The 22175-nt window shown below is 71.0% G+C and carries 22 protein-coding genes and 2 tRNA genes; 14 read left to right on the top strand and 10 right to left on the bottom strand.

Features of this window, described 5'->3' with window-relative positions:
* Positions 1-29 precede the first annotated feature (29 nt).
* From EOT10_RS15365 to EOT10_RS15350, 4 genes are all read left to right on the top strand, one after another.
* The gene (locus tag EOT10_RS15365) at positions 30-1091 is read left to right on the top strand and encodes a 2-aminoethylphosphonate ABC transporter substrate-binding protein (protein ID WP_223280983.1); all 1062 of its coding nucleotides are present in this window, start codon (positions 30-32) and stop codon (positions 1089-1091) included.
* 218 nt (positions 1092-1309) lie between these two features.
* Positions 1310-2089 carry an HAD-IIA family hydrolase gene (locus EOT10_RS15360; RefSeq protein WP_127828751.1) on the top strand — a complete coding sequence of 260 codons (780 nt, stop codon included), beginning with the start codon at positions 1310-1312 and terminating at the stop codon, positions 2087-2089.
* Between the two features lie 87 nt (positions 2090-2176).
* On the top strand, positions 2177-2755 hold the full coding sequence (locus EOT10_RS15355; RefSeq protein ID WP_127828750.1) for a COG1361 family protein: 579 nt from the start codon (positions 2177-2179) through the stop codon (positions 2753-2755).
* Positions 2756-2939: 184 nt separating this feature from the next.
* Positions 2940-3581, top strand: a complete 642-nt coding sequence (locus EOT10_RS15350) for a class F sortase (RefSeq protein WP_223280982.1) — start codon at positions 2940-2942, stop codon at positions 3579-3581.
* Between the two features lie 264 nt (positions 3582-3845).
* On the opposite strand, the gene EOT10_RS15345 is transcribed toward EOT10_RS15350, so the two are convergent.
* Together EOT10_RS15345 and EOT10_RS15340 are read right to left on the bottom strand one after the other, a co-directional pair.
* Complete coding sequence (locus tag EOT10_RS15345) at positions 3846-4559, bottom strand: FadR/GntR family transcriptional regulator (protein ID WP_127828748.1); 714 nt, start codon at positions 4557-4559, stop codon at positions 3846-3848.
* 127 nt (positions 4560-4686) lie between these two features.
* Positions 4687-4760, bottom strand: a tRNA-Lys gene (locus tag EOT10_RS15340).
* A gap of 186 nt (positions 4761-4946) precedes the next feature.
* Here EOT10_RS15340 and EOT10_RS15335 point away from each other — a divergent pair.
* The 6 genes from EOT10_RS15335 to EOT10_RS15310 all read left to right on the top strand — a co-directional run bounded on the left by EOT10_RS15335 (position 4947) and on the right by EOT10_RS15310 (position 11544).
* Complete coding sequence (locus tag EOT10_RS15335; RefSeq protein ID WP_127828747.1) at positions 4947-6278, top strand: peptidoglycan-binding protein; 1332 nt, start codon at positions 4947-4949, stop codon at positions 6276-6278.
* A 527-nt stretch (positions 6279-6805) separates the two neighbouring features.
* On the top strand, positions 6806-7939 hold the full coding sequence (locus EOT10_RS15330; RefSeq protein WP_127828930.1) for an SPFH domain-containing protein: 1134 nt from the start codon (positions 6806-6808) through the stop codon (positions 7937-7939).
* Between the two features lie 11 nt (positions 7940-7950).
* Positions 7951-8592 (top strand): nucleoside/nucleotide kinase family protein, encoded by a 642-nt coding sequence (locus tag EOT10_RS15325; RefSeq protein WP_127828746.1) that lies wholly within the window; start codon positions 7951-7953, stop codon positions 8590-8592.
* Positions 8593-8671: 79 nt separating this feature from the next.
* Positions 8672-9268, top strand: coding sequence for a lytic polysaccharide monooxygenase auxiliary activity family 9 protein (locus tag EOT10_RS15320; RefSeq protein WP_127828745.1), 597 nt, complete (start codon positions 8672-8674; stop codon positions 9266-9268).
* 98 nt (positions 9269-9366) lie between these two features.
* Entirely contained in the window at positions 9367-9807 is a 441-nt protein-coding gene (locus EOT10_RS15315; RefSeq protein ID WP_127828744.1) for a DUF3592 domain-containing protein, read from the top strand.
* Between the two features lie 69 nt (positions 9808-9876).
* On the top strand, positions 9877-11544 hold the full coding sequence (locus EOT10_RS15310; protein ID WP_431313289.1) for a long-chain-fatty-acid--CoA ligase: 1668 nt from the start codon (positions 9877-9879) through the stop codon (positions 11542-11544).
* A 261-nt stretch (positions 11545-11805) separates the two neighbouring features.
* Here the strand turns inward: EOT10_RS15310 and EOT10_RS15305 are convergent.
* From EOT10_RS15305 to ehuB, 6 genes are all read right to left on the bottom strand, one after another.
* Positions 11806-11879: transfer RNA gene (locus EOT10_RS15305), tRNA-Lys, on the bottom strand.
* Positions 11880-11940: 61 nt separating this feature from the next.
* Positions 11941-12699 (bottom strand): IclR family transcriptional regulator domain-containing protein, encoded by a 759-nt coding sequence (locus EOT10_RS15300; RefSeq protein WP_127828742.1) that lies wholly within the window; start codon positions 12697-12699, stop codon positions 11941-11943.
* Between the two features lie 197 nt (positions 12700-12896).
* The gene (ehuA, locus tag EOT10_RS15295) at positions 12897-13667 is read right to left on the bottom strand and encodes an ectoine/hydroxyectoine ABC transporter ATP-binding protein EhuA (protein WP_389863554.1); all 771 of its coding nucleotides are present in this window, start codon (positions 13665-13667) and stop codon (positions 12897-12899) included.
* A 34-nt stretch (positions 13668-13701) separates the two neighbouring features.
* Positions 13702-14319, bottom strand: a complete 618-nt coding sequence (gene ehuD, locus EOT10_RS15290; RefSeq protein ID WP_127828929.1) for an ectoine/hydroxyectoine ABC transporter permease subunit EhuD — start codon at positions 14317-14319, stop codon at positions 13702-13704.
* A gap of 47 nt (positions 14320-14366) precedes the next feature.
* Positions 14367-15110, bottom strand: coding sequence for an ectoine/hydroxyectoine ABC transporter permease subunit EhuC (gene ehuC / locus EOT10_RS15285; RefSeq protein WP_127828740.1), 744 nt, complete (start codon positions 15108-15110; stop codon positions 14367-14369).
* Positions 15107-16024, bottom strand: coding sequence for an ectoine/hydroxyectoine ABC transporter substrate-binding protein EhuB (gene ehuB, locus EOT10_RS15280; protein WP_127828739.1), 918 nt, complete (start codon positions 16022-16024; stop codon positions 15107-15109). The genes ehuC and ehuB overlap by 4 nt, the downstream gene beginning before the upstream one ends.
* A gap of 109 nt (positions 16025-16133) precedes the next feature.
* Between ehuB and EOT10_RS15275 the strand changes: the two genes are divergently transcribed.
* A complete protein-coding gene (locus tag EOT10_RS15275; RefSeq protein ID WP_189491577.1) occupies positions 16134-16634 on the top strand; it encodes a DUF3830 family protein in 501 nt (166 codons plus the stop codon).
* A 54-nt stretch (positions 16635-16688) separates the two neighbouring features.
* On the opposite strand, the gene EOT10_RS15270 is transcribed toward EOT10_RS15275, so the two are convergent.
* Positions 16689-18098, bottom strand: a complete 1410-nt coding sequence (locus tag EOT10_RS15270; RefSeq protein ID WP_127828737.1) for an amidase — start codon at positions 18096-18098, stop codon at positions 16689-16691.
* Positions 18099-18141: 43 nt separating this feature from the next.
* Positions 18142-19089, bottom strand: a complete 948-nt coding sequence (locus EOT10_RS15265; protein ID WP_127828736.1) for a D-2-hydroxyacid dehydrogenase — start codon at positions 19087-19089, stop codon at positions 18142-18144.
* A 286-nt stretch (positions 19090-19375) separates the two neighbouring features.
* On the opposite strand from EOT10_RS15265, the gene EOT10_RS15260 reads away from it, so the two are divergent.
* The 3 genes from EOT10_RS15260 to EOT10_RS15250 all read left to right on the top strand — a co-directional run bounded on the left by EOT10_RS15260 (position 19376) and on the right by EOT10_RS15250 (position 22138).
* A complete protein-coding gene (locus EOT10_RS15260) occupies positions 19376-20194 on the top strand; it encodes a maleate cis-trans isomerase family protein (RefSeq protein WP_127828735.1) in 819 nt (272 codons plus the stop codon).
* Complete coding sequence (locus EOT10_RS15255; RefSeq protein ID WP_127828734.1) at positions 20191-20925, top strand: maleate cis-trans isomerase family protein; 735 nt, start codon at positions 20191-20193, stop codon at positions 20923-20925. Before EOT10_RS15260 ends, EOT10_RS15255 begins: the two co-directional genes overlap by 4 nt.
* A 124-nt stretch (positions 20926-21049) precedes the next feature.
* Positions 21050-22138 carry an LLM class flavin-dependent oxidoreductase gene (locus EOT10_RS15250; RefSeq protein WP_127828733.1) on the top strand — a complete coding sequence of 363 codons (1089 nt, stop codon included), beginning with the start codon at positions 21050-21052 and terminating at the stop codon, positions 22136-22138.
* Positions 22139-22175: the final 37 nt, after the last annotated feature.

Raw genomic sequence — 22175 nt, 5'->3', positions numbered from 1 at the left:
CTTCATCACTGCTAGGAGTTCACCTCGCCATGCGCGGAAACATGCTCAAGCCGATCGCCGCCGTCACCGGAAGCATCGCCCTCGCCGCCACCCTGTCCGCCTGCGGCGGCAGCTCCGCCGCCTCCGACGCCAAGACCGTCACCGTGTACAGCGCGGACGGCCTCAAGGGCGAGAACGGCGACGGCTGGTACGACCAGGTCTTCAAGGACTTCACGAAGAAGACCGGCATCAAGGTCGAGTACGTCGAGGGCGGCTCCGGCGAGATGGTGCAGCGCGCCACCCGCGAGAAGTCGAACACCCAGGCAGACGTCCTGGTGACGCTCCCGCCCTTCATCCAGCAGGCCGACGGCAAGGGCCTCCTGGAGAAGTACACGCCCCAGGGCGCCGACCAGGTCGATGGTGCCGACAAGGCGTCCGACGGCACGTGGACGTCCGTCGTGAACAACTACTTCTCCTTCGTCTACAACAAGAAGGAGCTGAAGACGCCGCCCGCCACGTGGGACGAGCTGCTCGACGGCAAGTACAAGAACAAGCTCCAGTACTCGACCCCCGGCGTCGCCGGCGACGGTACGGCCGTCGTCGTCAAGGCCATGCACGACTTCGGCGGCAAGCAGCCCGCCATGGACTACCTGAAGAAGCTCCAGGCCAACAACGTCGGCCCGTCCGCCTCCACCGGCAAGCTCGCCCCCAAGGTCGACAAGGGTGAGCTCCTCGTCGCCAATGGTGACGTGCAGATGAGCTTCGCGCAGGCCAAGACCATGCCGAACCTCGGCATCTGGTTCCCGAAGACGGCCGGCGGCAAGCCGACCTCGTTCGCGCTCCCGTACGCGGGCGGCCTGGTGAAGAACGCCCCGCACAGCGAGAACGGCAAGAAGCTCCTCGACTTCATGCTGTCCGAGAAGGCGCAGCAGCAGGTCAGCTCGATCGGCGGCGGTTTCGCGGCCCGCAAGGACGTCAAGGCGACCGACGAGAACGCCATCGCGCTCACCAAGCTGATGGACGGCGTCGAGATCTTCGAGCCGGACTGGAACGACGTCGACAAGAACCTCCAGGCGTACGTGGCGGACTGGAAGTCGGCGACCGGCAGCTGAACCGGCAGCTGAACCGGGTGACGCTGCCGGTTGAACCGGGGTGACGCTGCCGGTTGAACCAGGTGACCCCGCCGGTCGAACCGTCCTGACCCCGCCGGTTTCGCTCCGCGGATCGGCGGGGTCAGGATCAGCCGGTCCTGATTAGGGTGAGGGTGTCCGGCACATCGTGGTCCCGGCGCCCCCAGCTTTTTCTTCGCGTTACGGCAGGAGACCGGCACATGGCAGAGCGCAAGCCCATCGAATCGTGGCTCACCGACATGGACGGTGTACTCATCCACGAGGGCGTGCCGATTCCCGGCGCCGATGCCTTCGTCAAGAGGCTCCGCGAGTCGGGCAAGCCCTTCCTGGTGCTGACGAACAACTCGATCTACACGGCCCGCGACCTCCAGGCCCGCCTCAACCGCATGGGCCTCGAGGTGCCGGTCGAGAACATCTGGACGTCGGCCCTGGCCACCGCAAAGTTCCTCGACGACCAGCGCCCCGGCGGCACCGCGTACGTCATCGGCGAGGCCGGCCTGACGACGGCGCTGCACGACATCGGGTACGTCCTCACCGACCACGACCCGGATTACGTGGTCCTGGGCGAGACGCGCACCTACTCCTTCGAAGCCATGACGAAGGCCGTGCGGCTCATCAACAACGGCGCCCGGTTCATCTGCACCAACCCTGACGAGACCGGCCCCTCCACCGAGGGCCCGCTGCCCGCCACCGGCGCCGTCGCCGCGCTCATCACCAAGGCGACCGGCAAGCAGCCCTACTTCGCGGGCAAGCCGAACCCTCTGATGATGCGGACCGGCCTGAACGCCATCGGGGCGCACTCGGAGAGCAGCGCCATGATCGGCGACCGGATGGACACCGATGTCCTCGCGGGTCTTGAGGCCGGCATGAAGACCTTCCTCGTGCTGACCGGGCTCACCGGCCGGGCCGACATCGACCGCTATCCCTTCCGGCCTTCGCAGGTCGTCAATTCCATCGCTGACCTGGTCGAACTCGTCTGATCCGGCCCCCGGGGGCGCCCTTCTCCGGCGGCCCCGGGATGCGGATCGGGCCCGCGCGCGTGACCCTTCCAGTACAGGAGGTTCACCATGCGTACTGATCTGATCGCTCTCCGTGCCGCAGGGGTGGCGGCTCTACTGGTGACACTGCCCGTCGCCGCCGCCCACGCGGAGGGCGGCGGATCCGGCCGGCCGACCGGTTCCGTGACCGTCACCCCCGACGCGACCGTCCCCGGATCCCAGGTCGACCTGCGGGTCTCCGGCTGCAAGGAGGCCAGGGGCAAGGCCTTCTCGGACGCCTTCGAGGCGCCGGTCGACCTCGTCCCGTCCGCCGACCAGCCGACCCTCACCAACCAGGCCCGTATCCGCTCGTCCCTGACGCCCGGCACTTTCGAGATCAAGGTGACCTGCGACGGAGTCGACGGCAAGGTCAGGGGCAGCGTCCGGATCCTCGAACCGAACCGGCCATCGCCCCCGGCGACCCCCACCGCACCCGTGCACGCGGGCGGTGGCGGCACCGCCCGGCTCACCGCGGTCCACACCGGCGCGGTCATCGCACTGCGCGAGGACGGCCCCGGCACCCGGCACGCTGTGATCGGCCTGGTCCTCGCCGCCGTCGCCGCGGTCGCCGTCGCCCTGCGCAGCGTCCGCCGGCGCCGCTCCGGATGAGCGGGGTGCCGACATGTCGGACGGAGAACGACCGCAAGGCACCGCGTTGGACGGAGAACGACCGCAAGGCACCACGCCGGACGGAGAACGGCCGCACGGCACCGCGTCGGACGGAGAGCAGCCGCACGGCACCGCGTCTGGCACCACGTCGGACGGAGAACGGTCGCACGGCAACGGGCGGCTCGTGACCGGAGTGGCTTGGGCGGTGCTGCTGCTCGGCCTGTGGCTGTGGGGCCGCGACATCACCGACATCCACGGCCTGTCCGCGCCCACGACCGGCGACGCGGCGGCCGTGGGCCGGCCCCTCGGCGTCGAACTGCCGCCCGCGCACAAGCCGATGGCCGCCGCGGCGCCGCAGCGCGTCGACATCGCCTCCCTGAAGATCGAGGCGCCGGTGGAGTCCCGCGGGCTCGACGCGAACGGCGCGATCGACCCGCCGCCCTTCTCCCAGGCGGGCGTCGTCGGCTGGTACGGCGGCGGCGCCAAACCGGGCGAGCGGGGCACGGCCCTGCTCGTCGGGCACGTCGACACGGACACCCGGCCTGCCGTCTTCTACCACCTCAGCTCGGCCAAGCCGGGCGACAAGGTGCGCGTCGAGCGGGACGACGGCTCCGTCGCCGAGTTCACCATCGACGACGTGCAGGTCTTCAGCCGCACGCGGTTCGACGCGAAGAAGGCGTACGGGCAGCGGCAGTCCGACCGGGCCGAGCTCCGGCTGATCACCTGCGGCGGCACCTTCGACCGCGCCTCGCGCAGCTACACGGCCAACGTCGTGGTGTCCGCGTACCTCACCGCGGTGACCGCGGCGACCGCTCCCGTCCACTGACAACCCCGGCCCGGCACCTCCAACTCCCTTTCTCCCTTTGACATTTACGGGCCCCCGGCTGCGGTGGCCCGTATGTCAGGATCGAGTGTCGTACAGGGCACCCAAGGGGGAGTTGGCTGCTGATGTCCGGCTGTTCCTCGGGGGCCCGGATCGGTCCCCCAACTCCCCCCGCACGGCCTCCTGGTCGGAGCCGATTGCTCCAGGACGGGGTTCTACGCACCTCGGCATGATCGCAAGGGCGGAAGGGCGCGAAACTCAAGCTGTTTACCGGTCATATGGGAGATGTGGTGCGGCAGTTGGGGCGGACGGGGCGCTGAGCCGCTCGCGGATGTCACCGAAGTGCTCCCGCACGGCCCGCTCCGCCCGCAGGGTGTCGCCGGAGCGCACCGCGTCGACGATCTCCCGGTGCTGGATGCCGGTGACCTTCGGGTCGTGCGCGCGGGGGACGAGGTCGGTGCGCACCCGGTGGAAGGCGTCCCAGAACGCCTCCATGACCTCGCCGAGCAGCGGGTTCCCGAGGCCGCGGTAGAGCGTCGCATGGAAGGCGCGGTCGGTGGCCGGGCTGACGGCACCTTCGGTGGCCGCCTCGGTGTCCATCCGGTCGACCAGGGCGTCCAGTTCGGCGAGGTCGGCCTCGGTGACGCGGCCGATCAGGCGCCCGACGAGGCCGGTCTCGACAGCCTCGCGCAGTTCGAGGAGCTGGAGCAGGCTGTCCTCGCCGCGGTAGTGGCCGGCGACGGTGCGGAAGGTGAGGCCCTCGATCATCGGGGCCATGGACATCGGTCCGACGTAGGTGCCGAAGCCGTGCCGGATCTCCACGATGCCCATGGCCTGGAGGGCCTTGAGCGCCTCGCGTACGGAGTTCCGGCTGACGCCGAGGAGCTCCATCAACTCGGGCTCGGTGGGCAGGGAGGCGCCGGACGGCAGCCGTCGGTCGATGATGAGTTTCTTGATCTGCTCCTGGAGGTCGCGCGCCATGGGGTCACGGTAACGGCCCCGGCACCCGGCGTACGCCCCCGAGTAGCGGAAAGGTCTCCGGGCAGCGAGAGGGGGCTCCGGGCAGCAGAAAGGCCCCCCGCTTCCGCGAGGGGCCTTTCACTGTCTGTGCGCCGCCAGGGACTCGAACCCCGGACCCGCTGATTAAGAGTCAGCTGCTCTAACCAACTGAGCTAGCGGCGCCTGCTGACCTGGAGAACTCTACCCGAATCCGAGGGGTGCTCCGCACCACCCCACCCACCCGTATTGCCCTTTTTATCCGTTAAATCCATCATTCGGACCGTCAACATGCGATATCGCCAAAGAGTTGAGAGGCTCATGTATGTGCAGATAGTTGGACATTTCGGTATGGAATGTGAGGGGAATCGCATGGACGCTCCGGTGTTCGAGGAATTCGATCCTGCGAGCGACTGCGACTGCCCGGGGTGCGTTCACTGGCGGCGTGTCGCCCGGAGTTCCCCGTCGTCGCTGTCGATCGGACTCGGCGGCCACCCCGCCGCCCACGGCGCCCGGCGCGCCCTCGCCCTCGCCGCCGCGGCCGGCACCGTCCTCGGCGGCGCGCACGCGGTCCCCGCCGTCGCGTCCACCCACGGCCAGGCGAGACCGGGGCTCCCGGCGGCCGACGGGCCGCCGACCCCGCAGGGCGGGACCAGCCCCCTGCACGGTCCGACCGGCAGCCCCGGCTCGCCCCCGGCGCGGGTGAACGGCCTGCCCGCGACGACCCGCGCGGCGATCATCAACCGGGCCAAGCTCTGGCTCGCCGCCAAGGTGCCGTACAGCATGAGCAGCTACTGGGCCGACGGCTACCGGCAGGACTGCTCCGGCTTCGTCTCGATGGCGTGGAACCTCGGCGGCAACGAGTGGACCGGCAGCCTCGACAAGTTCGGCACCCGCATCACACGCGAGCAGCTCCAGCCCGGCGACATGCTGCTCTTCCACAATCTGGCGAACCCTCAGAAGGGCTCGCACGTCGTCATCTTCGGCGGCTGGACCGACTACACGCACTCGTACTACGTCGCGTACGAGCAGACGCCGCCCGCCACCCGCAGACAGTCCACGCCCTATGCCTACTGGAGCAACTCCGCCCGCTACGTGCCCTACCGCTACAAGGGGCTCAAGGAGGACAGCACGGCGGCCGGCGGGCCGACGTCGACGAAGTTCCCGGGCGCCAAGTCGTTCGGTTCCGGGACGGACAACCCGTACGTCACCCGGCTCGGGACGATGCTCGTCGACCGGGGCGGCGCGCGGTTCTACACGACCGGGCCGGGGCCGCGCTGGGGTGAGGCCGACCGGCTCGCCACGCAGGCGTTCCAGCGCGCCCAGGGCTGGACGGGCGCCGACGCCGACGGCCTGCCCGGGCCCACGACCTGGGCCTACCTCGTCGGCGGCAAGGGCAAGGACATCCCGGCCGGCGGCGCGCCCGGCCCCGCCGGCACCCCGCCCAAGGTGCCGCAGTCCAAGGTGCCGCAATATCCGGGGCGGGGCGTGTTCCGGCCCGGCGTGAGCAGCGACCACGTCACCCGGCTGGGCAGGCAGCTGGTGAAGAAGGGGTTCGGCAAGAACTACACGAAGGGCCCGGGCCCCCGCTGGGGCGAGGCCGACCGGCGCAACGTGGAGGCGTTCCAGCGCTCCCAGGGGTGGCGCGGCGGCGCGGCCGACGGCTACCCGGGGCCCGAGACCTGGCGACGGCTCTTCTCGTGACCCCGCGACTCGTCTCGTGGCACACCCCGAGTTCATGGCGCATGTACGGATCCAGCACGGAGGCAAGGATGAGTACGACCACGGAGCGCCCGGAGGGCCCTGACCTGCCGACGAACCCCGACGACGACACGGCGCGGGGCGCCGATGCCAGGGACACAGTGGTTGCCGCGCCGGGCTCGAAGACGCCGGGCGGCGGAGTGGGGGCGGAGTCGTTCGGTGGGGCTGGCGTGCTCGCTGGGTCGGAGGTGTCCGGTGGGCGGGGCGCGGACCTTGTCGGGGCGGGGCTGGAGGCGCCGGGTGGTGGGGTCGCCGGTCTCGGCGGGGGAGTGGGGGCGGAGTCGTTCGGTGGGGCTGGCGTGCTCGCTGGGTCGGAGGTGTCCGGTGGGCGGGGCGCGGACCTTGTCGGGGCGGGGCTGGAGGCGCCGGGTGGTGGGGTCGCCGGTCTTGCCGGGGTGGGGGCGGAGTCGTTCGGTGGGGCTGGCGTGCTCGCTGGGTCGGAGGTGTCCCGTGGACAGGGCGCGGATCTCGTGGGGGCGGGGCTGGAGGCCCCCGGCGGCAGGGGTGCCCGGCTGATCCATGGGGAGGCCACCACCGAGATCCCGGTTCATCTGCTCTTCCGGGACGGGCCCGATCCCGTGTCGGTGCCGTTGCGGCCCGCCGTCGTCGGGCGTCGGCAGGGCAGCGGGGAGCTGCCGCGGGTCCCGCGACGGGTGGTGCCGCGCGCGGACGCGCGTCCGGTGCCGGTCGTCGATCCGGACCTCGTTGAGCGCTCCGGGTGGATCCTGCCCGGCGCGGTCGGTGTGCTCGGCGGGCTCGCGGGCGCGGCCGGCGGTGCCGCGTCGCTGTGGTGGGGAGGGCTGCTGCCGCGGATCACGGTGCTGCCCCTGCCCGCGGCCGGGCTCGGGCCGGTGCAGTGGGCCGCGGTCGCGGGGTCCGGGACGCTCGCCCTGTTCGGGTTCGGCGGGCTCGCGCGCGGCCGGGCCGGACGCGCCTGGGTGCTCACCCTGTTCGGCCGCTACCGCGGCACGGTCCGCCGCACCGGCCTGATGTGGGTGAACCCCCTGTTCCTGCGCCGCCGCGTCGACGTGCGCCTGCGGCACTGGCGCAGCGAGCCCCTGCCGGCCGTCGACGCGAACGGGGTCGCCCTGCGCGTCGTCGTCCTCGTCGTGTGGCGCGTGCGGGACGCCGCGCGCGCCGCCCTCGCCGTGGAGGACCACCAGGAGTACCTGCGCGAGAACGTGGAGGCGGCGATGGCCCGGGTCCTCTCCCAGTTCCCCGCCGACGCTCCGCCGGTCACCGCTGGGGGGACCCCCATCTACGAGGACGCCCCCACCCTGCGCAACGCCGAGGCGGTCGGCGACGCGCTCACCAGACGGCTCGCCGCCGACGTGGCGCCCGTGGGGATCGAGGTGTTCTCGGCGCAGCCGACCAGGATCGAGTACGCGCCCGAGGTGGCCGCCGCGATGCAGCGCCGCAGGATCGCGGCGCTCGACGCGCAGCACCGCGACACCGTCCTGACGACGGTGGTCGACTCGGTCGAGGACACGGTGACCCGGCTGACGACACGGGGCCTGGTCGAGCTGGACGACTACGAACGCAAGGCGCTGGTCAAGGATCTGACGGTGGCGTTCTACACCGGCAGGAAGGGCGACGCGTCGTAGAGTCCCCGCCCATGGGGATCTCGAGACTGGCGGCCGACGCCTGGAAGCTCACCGCGCCGGGCCCGCGTGTCCTGCTGGGGATCGCGGGCCCGCCCGGCGCGGGCAAGTCGACACTCGCGCGCGGCCTCGTCGCGCGCATCGGTGCGGGGGCCGCGTATCTCCCGCTCGACGGATTCCATCTGGCCAACGCCCAGTTGGAGCGCCTCGGGCTGACCGCCCGCAAGGGCTCGGAGCCCAGCTTCGACGTCTGGGGGTACGTGGCGCTGCTGCGGCGCGTACTCGACGACACCGCCGCCGACATCTACGTACCCGACTACGACCGTGAGCTGCACGAGCCCGTCGCGGCCCGGCATGTGGTGCCCCCGGCGGCGCGGCTCGTCGTCACCGAGGGGAACTATCTGGCCTGCGACCTGCCGGGCTGGCGGGAGGCGCGGGCGCTGATGGGGGCGTGCTGGTACGTGGAGGCTCCACCGGAGGTGCGTCAAGTGCGGCTTGTGGCAAGGCAGTTGGCGGGCGGCAGGGACGCGGAAGGGGCCCGCGCGTGGGTGGCCGGCAACGACGAGCCGAACGGGGACCTGGTCGAGACGTCCCGGGGGAGCTGCGACCGGATCCTCTCGACCATTGGTATGGACATGTCTAATGGCTCGCAATAATCTGGCCTTGGTCTAGACCTGAAGTGGCGCTGTGCGTACGGCTCACCGGAACTCCCCCACGTTCTCCAGGAGCGGCAGCATGCGAAAAAGGATGTACGCGGCCCTGCTCGGCCTCACCACCGCCGGGGCCTTCGTGCTCTCCGCGGGCGGCGCGAGCAGCCATGGCTACACCGACCTCCCCATCAGCCGGCAGAAACTCTGCGCCAACGGCACCGTCACCGGATGCGGCGGCATCCAGTGGGAGCCGCAGAGCGTCGAGGGCCCCAAGGGCTTCCCGGCGGCGGGACCCGCGGACGGCACCATCTGTTCCGCCAATCACGCCGAGTTCGGCGCGCTCAACGGCGCGAAGGCGCCCGACGGCACCGCCTGGCCCACGACCAAGGTCACCGCGGGCGCGAGCCAGACCTTCCGCTGGCAGTTCACCGCGCGGCACTCCACCACGGACTTCCGCTACTACATCACTAAGAACGGCTGGGACGACAGCAAGCCGCTGACCAGGGCCGACCTGGACACCGCGCCGTTCCTGACCGTGCCCTTCAGCGGTCAGCCCCCGGCCACCCTCTCGCACACCGGCACCCTGCCCGCCGGCAAGACCGGCCACCACGTGATCCTCGCGGTGTGGACGATCGCCGACACGGGGAACGCGTTCTACGCCTGCTCGGACGTTCAGTTCTGAGCCTGACTTGAGGCTCCGGAGGCCTCCGCCCGGGTAGGTTCCGTGCACGCCGTTCCGACCAGGGCGGCGTGCACGGACCGTGGTGTCGGGGGATGGCCATGCAGGTGTTTTTCGTGATCGTGCCGGTGTTCATCGCGGCGGTGGCGCTCTTCATGGCGGTGACGCTGACGCGCCGTTCGATGCAGGTCAGAAGGGCCTGGGCGAGCGGCCTCACCGCGGAGGCCCGCTGCCTGCGCGCGTACACCACGACCAGCCGCGACAGCGACGGCCACCGGAGTACCACGCAGCACCACGTCTACGAGTTCACGCCCGACGGCGGACAGCCCGTCAGGTTCGAAGAGGCGTACGGGCCTGCGACCACCGTGCAGGGCGACGTCGTCACCGTGCACTACACCGCGGACCGCCCCGACCGGGCCACCGCACACGCCCCGACCCCGGTGCGCGCCACCCTGACCCTGCTGCTCCTGCTGGGTCTCCTCGGGTTCGTCGTCGCCTTCTGCGTCTTCTTCGTGGCTGTCGCCGCCCGCATGCCCTTCTGAACCCGGGGTGCGGGAATACCCCCACCGACCTCTCCACTTCTGACGAAGCGTCAATTATGGTGCGCGGTCATGGGTCCCATGAGCCGTACCGTCGCGGAACTCGTACACGAGAGATGGGGCGATCACCGCCCCGGGCTGTGGTGTGAGGACCAGGTCCTCACCCATCACGAGGTGGCCGCGGGCGCCGCCGCCCGGGCCGCCCTCCTCGCAGACCTGCTGCCCCGGGGGGCGGAGCCGCACGTCGGCGTACTCCTCGACAACACCCCCGAATTCCCCCTGTGGCTGAGCGCCGCCGCGCTTGCCGGGGCGGCCGTCGCCGGTATCAACCCGACCCGGCGCGGCCCCGAACTCGCCCGGGACATCCTGCACACCGAATGCGGGGTCCTCGTCACCGAGCGCGCCCACCTGCCGCTGCTCGACGGTCTCCAACTCCCCGGCGTACGCGTTCTGGTCACGGACACCGAGGCCTACGGCGCGCTCCTCGCGCCGTACGAGGGGGCCAGGCCCGACCCGGCGCGCGTGCGGCCCGACACCCGCATGCTGCTCTACTTCACCTCCGGTTCCACGGGCGCGCCCAAGGCGGCGATCTGCACACAGGGTCGGCTCGCGGCCGCCGGACAGTCCCTCGTCGACCACTTCGGCGTGCGCCGCGACGACGTCCACTACGTCTGCATGCCGCTCTTCCACGGCAACGCCGTGATCGCCGACTGGGCGCCGGCCGTCGCGGCGGGCGCGGGCGTGGCACTGCGGCGCCGGTTCTCGGCCTCCCGCTTCCTGAGCGACGTACGGGCGTACGGGGCCACGTACTTCACCTATGTCGGGCGGGCCGTGCAGTACATCCTGGCCACCGACGAGCACCCGGACGACCGGGACAACCCGCTGCGGACGGGCTTCGGTACGGAGGCCGGGGCCGTCGACGCGGCACGCTTCGCCGAGCGGTTCGGGGTGCGGCTCGTGGAGGGGTACGGGTCGTCCGAGGGCGGCGCCTCCGTCCAGCGCGTACCGGGCACGCCGCCCGGGGCGATCGGCCGCGCGTCGCCCGGCGACGACCTCGCCGTCGTCGACCCGGCGACCCGCGACGAGTGCCCCGCCGCCGAGTTCGACGCGGACGGCCGGCTCGTCAACGGGGCCGAGGCGATAGGGGAGTTGGTCAACCGCGGGCGCACCCCTTTCGAGGGCTACTGGCGCAACGAGGAGGCGTACGGGCAGCGCGTGCGGGACGGCTGGTACTGGACGGGCGACCTCTTCTACCGGGACGCCGAGGGCTTCCTCTACTTCGCCGGGCGCACGGACGACCGGCTGCGGGTCGACAGCGAGAACCTCGCGCCCGCGATGATCGAGAACATCCTGGCCCGCCACGAGCCGGTGGCCGCCGTCGCCGTCTACGGGGTGCCCGACCCGGTGGCCGGCGACCAGGTGATGGCGACACTCGCCCTGCGGGACGGGCCGGACGGCGCGCCCTTCGACCCGCTCGCGTTCGATGCGTTCCTGCTGGCGCAGGCCGACCTGGGGACGAAGATGGCGCCCCGCTTCGTCCGGGTGACCCCGAGGATGCCCGTCACAGCGACCAACAAGGTGCACCGGGTGGGCCTGCGCCGCGAGGGATACCGCTGCGAGGACCCGGTGTGGTGGCGCCCCCAGGGCGAGCCGTCGTACCGCCGCCTGACCAGGTCCGACATTGAGGAACTGGCCACCCAGTACGAGAAGCACGGCCGAACGGAACTGCTCGACCGGTGACGGCGCCGGTGCCGGTGCACCTGGGCGCTGGGTCACATGCGCTTAGCTCCGCGAGGCGCTGGATCACATGCAAAAGGCCCCCCGCTTCCACGGAGGGCCTTTCGCTGTCTGTGCGCCGCCAGGGACTCGAACCCCGGACCCGCTGATGCTGCGTCTCCCGGGGGACGACCCCCGGACCCCCAGCCGCCATCAGGGCACCGGCGAGTGTGCTTGCCGCATGCGAAAGGCCCCCCGCTTCCACGGAGGGCCTTTCACTGTCTGTGCGCCGCCAGGGACTCGAACCCCGGACCCGCTGATTAAGAGTCAGCTGCTCTAACCAACTGAGCTAGCGGCGCCTGCTGACAGGAAAATAATACCTGGTCCAGAGGGGTGCTCTGCACACCCCGGGGGCGGGGGCTAGATCGTCAGGGAGAGCAGTACCGGGGCCGCCCCGCGGTTGAGCGTGTCCGCCGCGTGGTGCAGGCGGTGGGCGTGCTCGACGGGGAGGGACAGGGCCAGGCAGCCCACCGAGGAGCCCGCCGTGATGGGGACGGCCGCGCACACCGTGCCCACCGCGTACTCCTGGAGGTCGAGGACCGGAACCGTCGCGGGGTGCGAGTCCAGCCTGGACAGCAGGACGCGCTCGTTCGTGATGGTGCGCGAGGTGAGGCGGGCCATCTTGTGGCGGGACAGGTGATCGCGCCGACCGTTGAGATCGAGCTGGCCGAGGAGGCTCTTGCCGATCGCGCTGGCGTGCGCGGAGGAGCGGAAGTCCACCCACTCGTTGACCGCGGGCGTAGTGACGCTCTGGGCGACCTGCGTGATGCGGATCTCACCGTCCACGTACCGGCTCAGATAGACCGCCGCGCCGACCGTCTCGCACAGCCGGTCGAGCGTGCGCTGGAGGCCCGCCGCGAGCGCGTCCTGGTGGCCCTGGGTCGAGCCGAGGCCGGCCAGCGTCTCGCCCGCGACGTACGCGCCGTCGGCGAGCTGCTCCACGTACCCCTCGCGCCGGAGCATGCGCAGCAGCGGGGCGAGCAGGGCCGGGCTCAGCCCCGTCTCGCGGCCGAGCTCGGTGTCGGTGACCCCGACGCCGCGGCGGGCGACGGTTTCGAGCACACGAAGGGCGTGCTGTACCGAGTCGCGCTGCGCGACCGGCTCGTGCTTCAGCGCCACGGCATCCCCCTGCAAGGACCGGTTCCGGACAGCTGGCCGTCGTCCACGATAACCGCCAAGAGGCTTTTGCGGGGCCCCTGTTGGGGACTTTGATGGCGCGCTCCGGGCCTGTCAGCAGGAGCGCGCCACCCTGGCATATGCCAAAGTCATGCCACAGGGGTGGGACCTCGGGACTTACCGCCGGTCACTGATCGCCGTCACAGGACGGCGCTCAGAAATTCCCGCGTCCGCTCGTGCGCCGGGTCGCTGAAGATCTTCTCCGGCGGACCCGACTCGATGACCCGGCCCGCGTCGAACATCAGGACCTGGTCCGAGATGTCCCGGGCGAAGTTCATCTCGTGGGTCACGCAGAGCATGGTGATGTCGGTGGTGTGCGCGATGTCGCGCAGCACGTCCAGGACACCGGCCACCAGCTCCGGGTCGAGCGCCGAGGTCACCTCGTCGAGGAGCAGCACCTGCGGGCGCATGGCGAGCGCCCGCGCGATGGCGACCCGCTGCTGCTGGCCGCCCGAGAGCTGCGTCGGGTACGCGTCGCAGCGGTCGCCGAGCCCGACCATCTCGAGCAGCTCGCGGGCCCGCTCCTCCGCCTCGTCCTTGGACAGACCGAGGACGGTGACCGGCGCCTCCGTGATGTTTCTGAGCACCTTCATGTTCGGGAAGAGGTTGAACTGCTGGAACACCATCCCGATGTTCTTGCGGACCTCACGGATGTGCTTCTCGCCGGCCGGGACCAGGCTGCCGTTCTTCTGCTCGTGCGTGAGGTAGTCCCCGTTGACCTTGATCGTGCCCTCGTCCGGCTTGATCAGGGTCATCAGGAGCCGCAGGATCGTCGTCTTGCCGGAGCCCGACGGGCCGATCAGCGTGACGTGCTTGCCGGAGGCGACGGAGAAGTCGAGCTCGTCGAGGACGGTGTTCCCGCCGAAGCGCTTGACGACCTTGTCGAAGCGGATCAGCTCGCTGCCGTCCACCTTGGGGTTGGGCTGGTCTTTGGTGAGGTTCGGGTCAGCGGACAAGACGTCGCTCCAGGGCTCGGAGGAGGAGGGAGGAGGGGTAGGCGATGACGATGAAGGCGATGCCGACGACCGTCAGGGCCTCCGTGTACTGGAAGGTCTGGGCCGCCTCCAGACGGGACCGCTGCAGCAGTTCGAGCACGCCGATCCCGGCGAGCAGCGGGGTGTCCTTCAGCATCGCGATCACGTAGTTGCCGAGCGCGGGGATCACGCGGCGGATCGCCTGCGGCAGGATCACCGCCGTCCACGTCCTGCGGTACGGCAGGCTCAGCGCGCGCGCCGCCTCCCACTGGCCGGTGGGCACGGCCTCGATGCCGGCGCGGTAGACCTGCGCGGTGTACGTCGAGTAGTGCAGGCCGATGGCGACGATGCCGGTGGTCAGGGCGGAGAACTGGATGCCCCACTCCGGCAGCACGAAGTACAGGAAGAAGAGCTGCACGAGCAGCGGGGTGTTGCGGATGAACTCGGTGACGACACCCACCGGCCAGCGCACGAAGCGCGTCGGGGCGCGGAAGGCGAGGGCCCAGACGAGGCCGACGCTGAAGGAGATCAGCGAGCCGAGGACCAGGATCTTCAGGGTCTCCACGACCCCGTCCCAGAAGTGCGGCATGAAGTCGGCGACGGCCGACCAGTCCCAGGAGCTCGATGCGGTGGTGATCACGCGCCGCCACCTCCCGCGCTGGTGGGAACGGCTGTCTCCGTCGTCCGGCGGATGTCGAGCTTGCGCATGATGCCGATTCCCGGGTCGGGTCGCCGGCCGATGCCGGCCTTGGTCTTGCGTTCGAGCGCGCGCATCCCGCGGGTGAGCAGGAAGGCGATCACGAAGTAGATGACGAGGGTGATCGCGTAGATCTCGGCGCTCGACTGGGTGGCGAGACGCACCAGGTACGCGGCGAACGACACGTCACCGATGCCGAGCAGCGACACCAGGGCGGTGCCCTTGAGCAGCTCGATCAGCAGGTTCGAGAACGGCGGGATCATCTCCGGCACGGCCTGCGGCAGCAGGATCAGCCGCATCCGCTGCCAGGGGGTGAAGCTCAGCGCGACCCCCGCCTCGCGCTGAGCGGGTGCCACGGCGTTCAGCGCGCCCCGCACCACCTCGGCGCCGTACGCGCCGTAGGACAGGCCGAGCGCCAGGACCGCGGCCCACATCGGGACCAGGGACCAGCCGGCGATCTGCGGCAGGACGAAGAAGATCCAGAACATCAGGACGAGCGCCGAGGTCCCGCGGAACACCTCGACGTAGAAGCCGGCGACGAAGCGCACGCTCTTCAGCCGGTGGGTGCGGGCGACGCCCGCGACGAAGGCGACGACGGTCGCGAGGGCCGCGCTGTACACGGTCAGCTGGAGGGTGATCCAGATGCCGGGAAGGACCCAGTGTTGCCACAGTCCCGCTGTCATTTGCACAGCTCCTCTGCGGTCAGTTTCGTCATCTCGGCCTGCGTGAAGCCGAACGGCCGCAGGATGCGGAAGAGTTCACCGTTCGCCTTCATCTTGTGGATCTCCTTGTTGAAGGAGTCGCGCAGCGCGGTGTCGTTCGAGCGGAACGTGAATCCGCCGCCGTCGACGTGCTTCTTGCCTCCGACCAGAGGGGCGAACGGCTCGGTGTGCTCGGCCTTGCGGCTCTTCTTCGTCACCTCACGGGTGGTGAGGGCGGTGCCGGCGAACACGTCGATGCGGCCCGCCTCCACGGCGTTCAGGCCCGCGACCTGGTCCTGGAGGATGACGATCTCGGACTCCTTGTAGCCCGCCTCGACCGCGTACCCGATCTCCGCGTAGCCGGTGCCCGTGCCGATCCGGGCCTTCGCCTTCACGCAGTCCGCGTAGTCGTGCAGGTTCTTCGGATTGCCCTTGCGGACGATGAAGGAGTCGAGCATCTGGTACTCGGGGTCGGCGAAGATGACCTGCTGACAGCGCTCCTTGTTGATGTACATCCCGGCCGACACCACGTCGAACTGCTGGGTCTGCAGGCCGGGGATCAGGGAGCTGAAGTCGGTGGCGACGGGCTGGACATGGCCGACACCGAGCCGTTTGAAGATGACCTTGGCGAGTTCCACGGCCTCACCGGTGAACGCGCCGTTGTCGTCGATGTAGCCGTACGGCACCTCGCCCGCGATGCCGAGGCGCACCGTGCCCGCGCCCTGGAGCCGGGCGAGGGTGTCGCCGTTCGGTACGCGGCTGCACCCGGCGGCGCCGAGAGCGCCCGCCGCGCCGAGAGCGGTGGCGCCGAAGAGCAGAGAGCGTCGGCGTATGCCCCTTCTGTCGCTTGCCTGGCTTCGTGTTCCTTCTGTGACATTCCCTTTAGGTGGAGCCATGGGCGCGCGGCTACCCGGCTCGACACAACCTATGCCCGTCAGTTCAAGCCCCTGTTGCGGGCGGGGCGCCCTTGACCCGAGGGGGAGCAAGGGGTCGAACATGGAGGGCATGGCCGACCGATACATCGAAGTCTCCCTCGCCAAGCGGGGAGTTCAGTGCACGGCAAAGCTGCTCGACGACCGCGCTCCGCTGACCTGTGCGGCGGTGTGGGAGGCGCTTCCGCTGGGCTCGGACGTCTACCACGCGAAGTACGCGCGCAACGAGATCTACGCCCTCTTCCAGGCGTTCGCGGACCGTGAACCGCCCCTGGAGAACCCGACGATCACCCCCATCCCCGGCGACCTCTGCTACTTCTCCTTCAACGGGACACAGCTCGGCACGCCGTCCTACGGCTACGAGGAAGGGGCCGACCTGCGGGCCGGGGCCACCGTGGTCGACCTGGCGCTCTTCTACGAGCGCAACAACCTGCTGCTCAACGGCGACGTGGGCTGGGTCCCCGGCATCGTCTGGGGCCAGGTCGTGGAAGGCCTCGACCGGATGGCCGAGGCCTGCCAGGACCTGTGGCGCGCGGGCGCGCTGGGGGAAACGCTCAATTTCAGGCGAGCTTAGGCGCGACGGCAATGCCCGGGTTCAGGCGAGCGCAGGCCCCGGGGATGCCCGGGTTCAGCCGAGCGTAGGCCCGGGAATTCCCGCGATCCCCGCCTCGTACAGGGTGTGCGCGGCGCGCAGGACCAGCGCGTCCGCGTGCCGCGCACCCACGATCTGCAGGCCGATCGGCAGCCCGTCCGCGTCCGTGCCCACGGGCACGGTGGCCGCCGGCTGCTGCGTCATGTTGAACGGGTACGTGAACGGGGTCCAGCCCGTCCAGCGCCGGAGCCCCGACCCCGCCGGCACCTCGGCCCCCGCCTCGAACGCGGTCAGCGGCAGCGTCGGCGTCACCAGCAGGTCGTACGCCGTGTGGAACCGGCCCATCCGCCGCCCGAGCTCCGCCCGCACGTCGACCGCCGCGAGATAGGCGAGCGCGCTGTACCCGGACCCCTGCGCGCAGATCTCGCGCAGCCCCGGATCGAGCAGGGCGCGCTGCGCGGGCGAGAGATGCTGCGTCACCCGCGCCGCCCCGCTGAACCACAGCGTGTGGAACGCCTCCACCGGATCCGTGACGTCCGGATCGGCCTCCTCGACGTACGCCCCGAGCCCCGCAAGGCCCTCCACCGCCCTGCGGACCGCCGCCGCGACCGCCGGCCGCACCGCGACCTGCCCGCCGAACGACGGCGAGAAGGCGACCCGAAGGCCCCGCACGCCGCCCCGAAGGCCGTCCCGGAAACTGCCCTCGACCGGCCCGAGCTGCGACCAGTCACGCCAGTCCGCCCCGGTGATCACGTCCATCATCAGCGCCGCGTCGGCCGCGTTCCGCGTCATCGGCCCCACGTGCGAGAGCGTCCCGAACGCCGACGCCGGAAAGAGCGGCACCCGCCCGTACGTCGGCTTGAGCCCGAAGATCCCGCAGAAGGACGCCGGGATCCGCACCGAGCCGCCGCCGTCCGTGCCGAGCGATAGAGGCCCCGCACCGAGCGCCACCGCCGCCGCGCTGCCGCCGCTCGACCCGCCCGAGGTGCGCGAGACGTCGTACGGATTGCGGGTCACGCCCGACAGCGGCGAGTCCGTGACGCCCTTCCAGCCGAACTCCGGTGTCGTCGTACGGCCCACGAACACCGCGCCGTGCTCGCGCAGGCGCGCCACGGACGGCGCGTCCTCGTCCCACGCGCCCTCGGCCCGCACCGTGCGCGAGCCGCGCAGCGTCGGCCCCCCGCGCAGCAGCAGGATGTCCTTCACCGACACCGGGACCCCGTCCACCAGGCCCTGCGGCTCACCTCTGCGCCAGCGCCCCGCGCTCGCCTCCGCCTGCCCGAGGGCGGACGCGGCGTCGGTGGCCAGCCGCACGAACGCGTTGACCGCGGGGTCCACCTCCTCGATGCGGCGCAGGACGGCCCGCGTGGCGTCGACCGGGCTGAACTCGCCCTTGCGATAGCCGTCGACGAGCGCTTCCGCGGTCAGCTCGGTGAGGTCGGTCATCCGCTCTCCTCAGGTCGATCCGGGACGTGATCGTGCAGATGGGTCAGTGTCCGGGGACATACCCACGTTTCTTGTCGACCACGTTCGGAAGCGGCTCACCGGACTCCCATTTCTCGAAGAACTCCACGAACTGGCGCGACAGTTCGTCCCGCCAGCCGACGATGTCGCCACTCATGTGGGGGGACACGATCAGCCCAGGCGCGTCCCACAGGGCACTCTCGGCGGGCAGCGGCTCGTGCTCGAAGACGTCCAGTGCCGCCCCCGCGATCCACCGCTTGGCCAGCGCCTCGGCGAGATCGTCCTCGACGACGAGCTGTCCCCGGCCCACGTTGATGAAGCGGGCGGACGGCTGCATCATCCCGAAGAGCCGCGCGTCGAACATGCCCCGCGTGTCGTCGGTCAGCGGCGCCGCGCACACCACCCAGTCCGCGCGGGCCATCAGCCGGCCGAGGTCCGCGGGTCCGTGGACACCGGCCCGCGCGGTGCGGCCGACAAGGGCCGTCGTGATCCCGAGCGCCTTCAGCGTCGCCGCGATCGCCCGCCCGATCGGCCCCGAACCCACCACACAGGCCCGGGTGCCCGCCACACGCTGCGTCTCCCGGTGGCGCCACACCCGCTCGCTCTGCAGTGCGAGCGTGCGCGGCAGGTCCTTGGCCATGGCCAGGACGAGCGCGCCGACGTATTCGGCGATCGGCTGGTCGAAGACGCCCCGCGCGTTCGTCACGACCGTGTCCGACGCGGCGAGTTCCGGGCACATCAGCCGGTCGACGCCCGCGCTCGCGGTGTGCACCCAGCGCGGCCGGGGTCCCTCGCCCGGCCACGCGAGGCGCACCGCGTCGGACAGGAAGTCCCAGACGAGGAGCACGTCGGCGGAGGGGAGCAGTCCGGCGAGCGTCGACTCGTCGGCGTGCACGACGCGCGCCCGTCCGGTGAGTCTGCCGAGGCGCGGCGGGGGGTCGTCGTCGAGTACCAGCAGGGTCACTTCGGGCACGTTCGCTCCGGTCGTCGGGCCGGGTGCAGGGCCGGGAGGGCGGGACTTCGGCTGGTCACGGGGCCGGTCATCGGCAGAAACCGGTTCGCAACAAGTGTCCGCTTCAGTAGTCGGAAAAAGTGCGGATTGACCACGCTGGCACCCGAACCTACCTTCGTCAACAGAGGCACGTTTTCGTCGCCCGCAGAGGCACGTTTCCGTCGCCCGCCCCTGTCCCGACGTCCCGGCCGCCGGCCGGCTCTCCGCTGCATCGTCTCGTACGTCCTCAGAGACTTGGGGCCTGCCCATGGACGTCTCCTTCCTTGGCGGACCGCACCCTCAACGCGGTGTCGGTGTCGTCGCACCCTTCGACTTCGCCCTCGACCGCGAGCTGTGGCGCTGGGTCCCCGACGAGGTGTCGCTGCACCTCACCCGTACTCCGTACGTGCCCGTCGAGGTCAGCCTCGACCTGGCCCGTCTGGTGAGTGAGCACGAGACCCTGGGGGAGGCGGTACGCGCGCTCGGCGCCGCCGAACCCGAGGTCATCGCGTACGCCTGCACCTCGGGCAGCTTCGTCGGCGGCATCGCCGGTGAACGCGCCATGTGCGAGGCCATGTTCCGTTCCGGCGAGCGCCCCTCCGTCACCACGTCGGGCGCGCTCCTGGAAGCCCTCGAAGAGCTGGGCGCCCGCCGGATCGCCCTGGTCACCCCGTACACGCGGTCGGTGACCGAGTCCCTCGAGGAGTATCTGGCCGAGGCGGGCATCACCGTCACGGGCCGGGCCTTCCTCGGACTGACCCGGCACATCTGGAAGGTCCCGTACCGGGACGTGGCAGACATGGCCAGGGACGCAGCGCGCCGGCACGCCGACGCGCTGTTCATCAGCTGCACCAACCTGCCGACGTACGACGTCATCCCGCAGCTGGAGGCCGAGCTGCGGATGCCGGTGATCTCGGCCAATCAGGTCACCGTGTGGGCGGCGCTGCGCAGGGTGGGTACCCGTGCCGTGGGGCCCTATCAGGCGCTGCTCGACGAATCGGCCCGGCACTGGCCGGCCCGTGAGCTGCCGGGGCCGCCGCAGGAACCGGTCGGTGAACTGCCGGAAGAACAGGAAGGGTGGGCATGACCGCAGTCGGATTTCTCTACCCGGGACACTCGGCCGAGGACGACTATCCACGTATCGAAATGCTGATCGACAGCGACGTCAGGCTGCCGCTCGTCCACACCGACATCGGTGAGGACGCGCACCGCGTGGACGCGCTGATCGAGATGGGCTCCCCGGAGCGGCTCGCCGCCGGGGTCGAGGAGCTGCGGCTCTCCGGCGCCGAGGCGGTCGTCTGGGCGTGCACCAGCGGCAGCTTCGTCCGGGGCTGGGAGGGCGCGCACGAACAGGTGCGGGAGCTGGCCAGGGCCGCGGGCCTGCCGGCCTCCAGCACGTCGTTCGCCTTCGCCCACGCCGTACGGGAGGTCGGAGCGAGTGGGGTCGCGATCGCGGCGACGTACCCGGAGGACGTCGCGGCCCACTTCTGCGCGTTCCTGAAGGCCGCGGGCGTCGAGGTCGTCTCGGTGCGCGGCAGCGGCATCATCACGGCGGCCGAGGTCGGTACGTGGGGGTGGCCCGAGGTGCGGGCGCTGGCCGAGGCGGGTGACCACCCGGACGCGCAGGCGGTACTCCTCCCGGACACGGCCCTGCACACGGCGGCCTACGTCCGTGACCTGGAGGAGGAACTCGGCAAGCCGGTCCTGACGGCCAACCAGGTCACCGTGTGGGAGGCGCTGCGGCTCGCGGGGCGGCGGGTGAACGCGCCGGCCCTCGGCGCGCTCTTCACGAAGGAGCCGATCGTGCAGGTGCGATGAGTGCAGGTGCGATGAGTGACGGTGCGACGGGTCCCTCCGGCGGGGGAGTAAAGCGGGGGAATAAAGCGGAGCCATCCTCCGTTAAGTCTCGACGCACACAGCACCGTACTTACAGGAGGACTCCGTGGCCGGTAACGACGAGATCCGGGCAGCCGCCCAGGGCACCGCCCCCGTGCCCCTCTCGGTCCTCGACCTGGTGACCGTGGGCGCCGGCCGGACCGCCACCGACGCCCTCCGCACCAGCGTGGAGATCGCCAAGCTCGCCGAGAATCGCGGCTTCCACCGCTACTGGGTCGCCGAACACCACTCCATGCCCGGCGTGGCCTCCTCGTCCCCGGCCGTGATCCTCGCCCATCTCGCCGCCCACACCGAGCGCATCCGCCTCGGCTCGGGCGGCGTCATGCTGCCCAACCACGCGCCCCTCGTCATCGCCGAACAGTTCGGCACCCTGGAGGCCATGGCCCCGGGCCGTATCGACCTCGGCCTCGGCCGCGCCCCCGGCACCGACGGCGCCACCGCCGCCGCCCTGCGCCGGACGGACCGGCTCAACGAAGGCGCCGACGACTTCCCCCAGCAGCTCGCCGAGCTGACCCGCTTCCTCGACGACGACTTCCCCGACGGCCACCCCTACGCCCGTATCCACGCGGTCCCGGGCCCGATCCAGTCGACGTCCCCCGGCGGCGTGCAGTCCCCGCACCGCCCGCCGGTCTGGCTCCTCGGCTCCTCCGGCTTCAGCGCCCGCCTCGCCGGCGTCCTCGGGCTCCCCTTCGCGTTCGCGCACCACTTCTCCGCGCAGAACACCGTCCCGGCCCTCGACCTCTACCGCGAGTCCTTCAAGCCGTCCGCGGTCCTCGACGCGCCCTATGCCCTCATCGGCGTCTCCGCGCTCGCCGCCGACGAAGAGAAGGAGGCCCGCCGCCAGGTGCTCGCCGCCGCCCTCAACATGGTCCGCCTGCGCTCCGGCCGCCCCGGCCTGGTCCCGACCCCCGAGGAGGCGGAGGCGTACGCGTTCAGCCCGATGGAGCGGGAGTTCGTCGACAACTGGAACTCCAACGTCATCCACGGCACCCCGGACGAGGTCCGCTCCGGACTCGACGACCTCCAGAAGCGCACCGGCGCCGACGAGCTGATGCTCACCGCCAACGCCCACACGGCCGAGATCCGCCTGCGCAGTTACGAACTCGTCGCCGACGCGTACGGGCTTCCTTCCTGAGCCGTCGGGAAGCAGCCGTCAGGCAGCCATCGGCAAG

Source organism: Streptomyces antnestii (genome assembly GCF_004005495.1).
GTDB classification, from domain to species: domain Bacteria; phylum Actinomycetota; class Actinomycetes; order Streptomycetales; family Streptomycetaceae; genus Streptomyces; species Streptomyces antnestii.
This window is presented reverse-complemented; position numbering and strand designations above follow the sequence as displayed.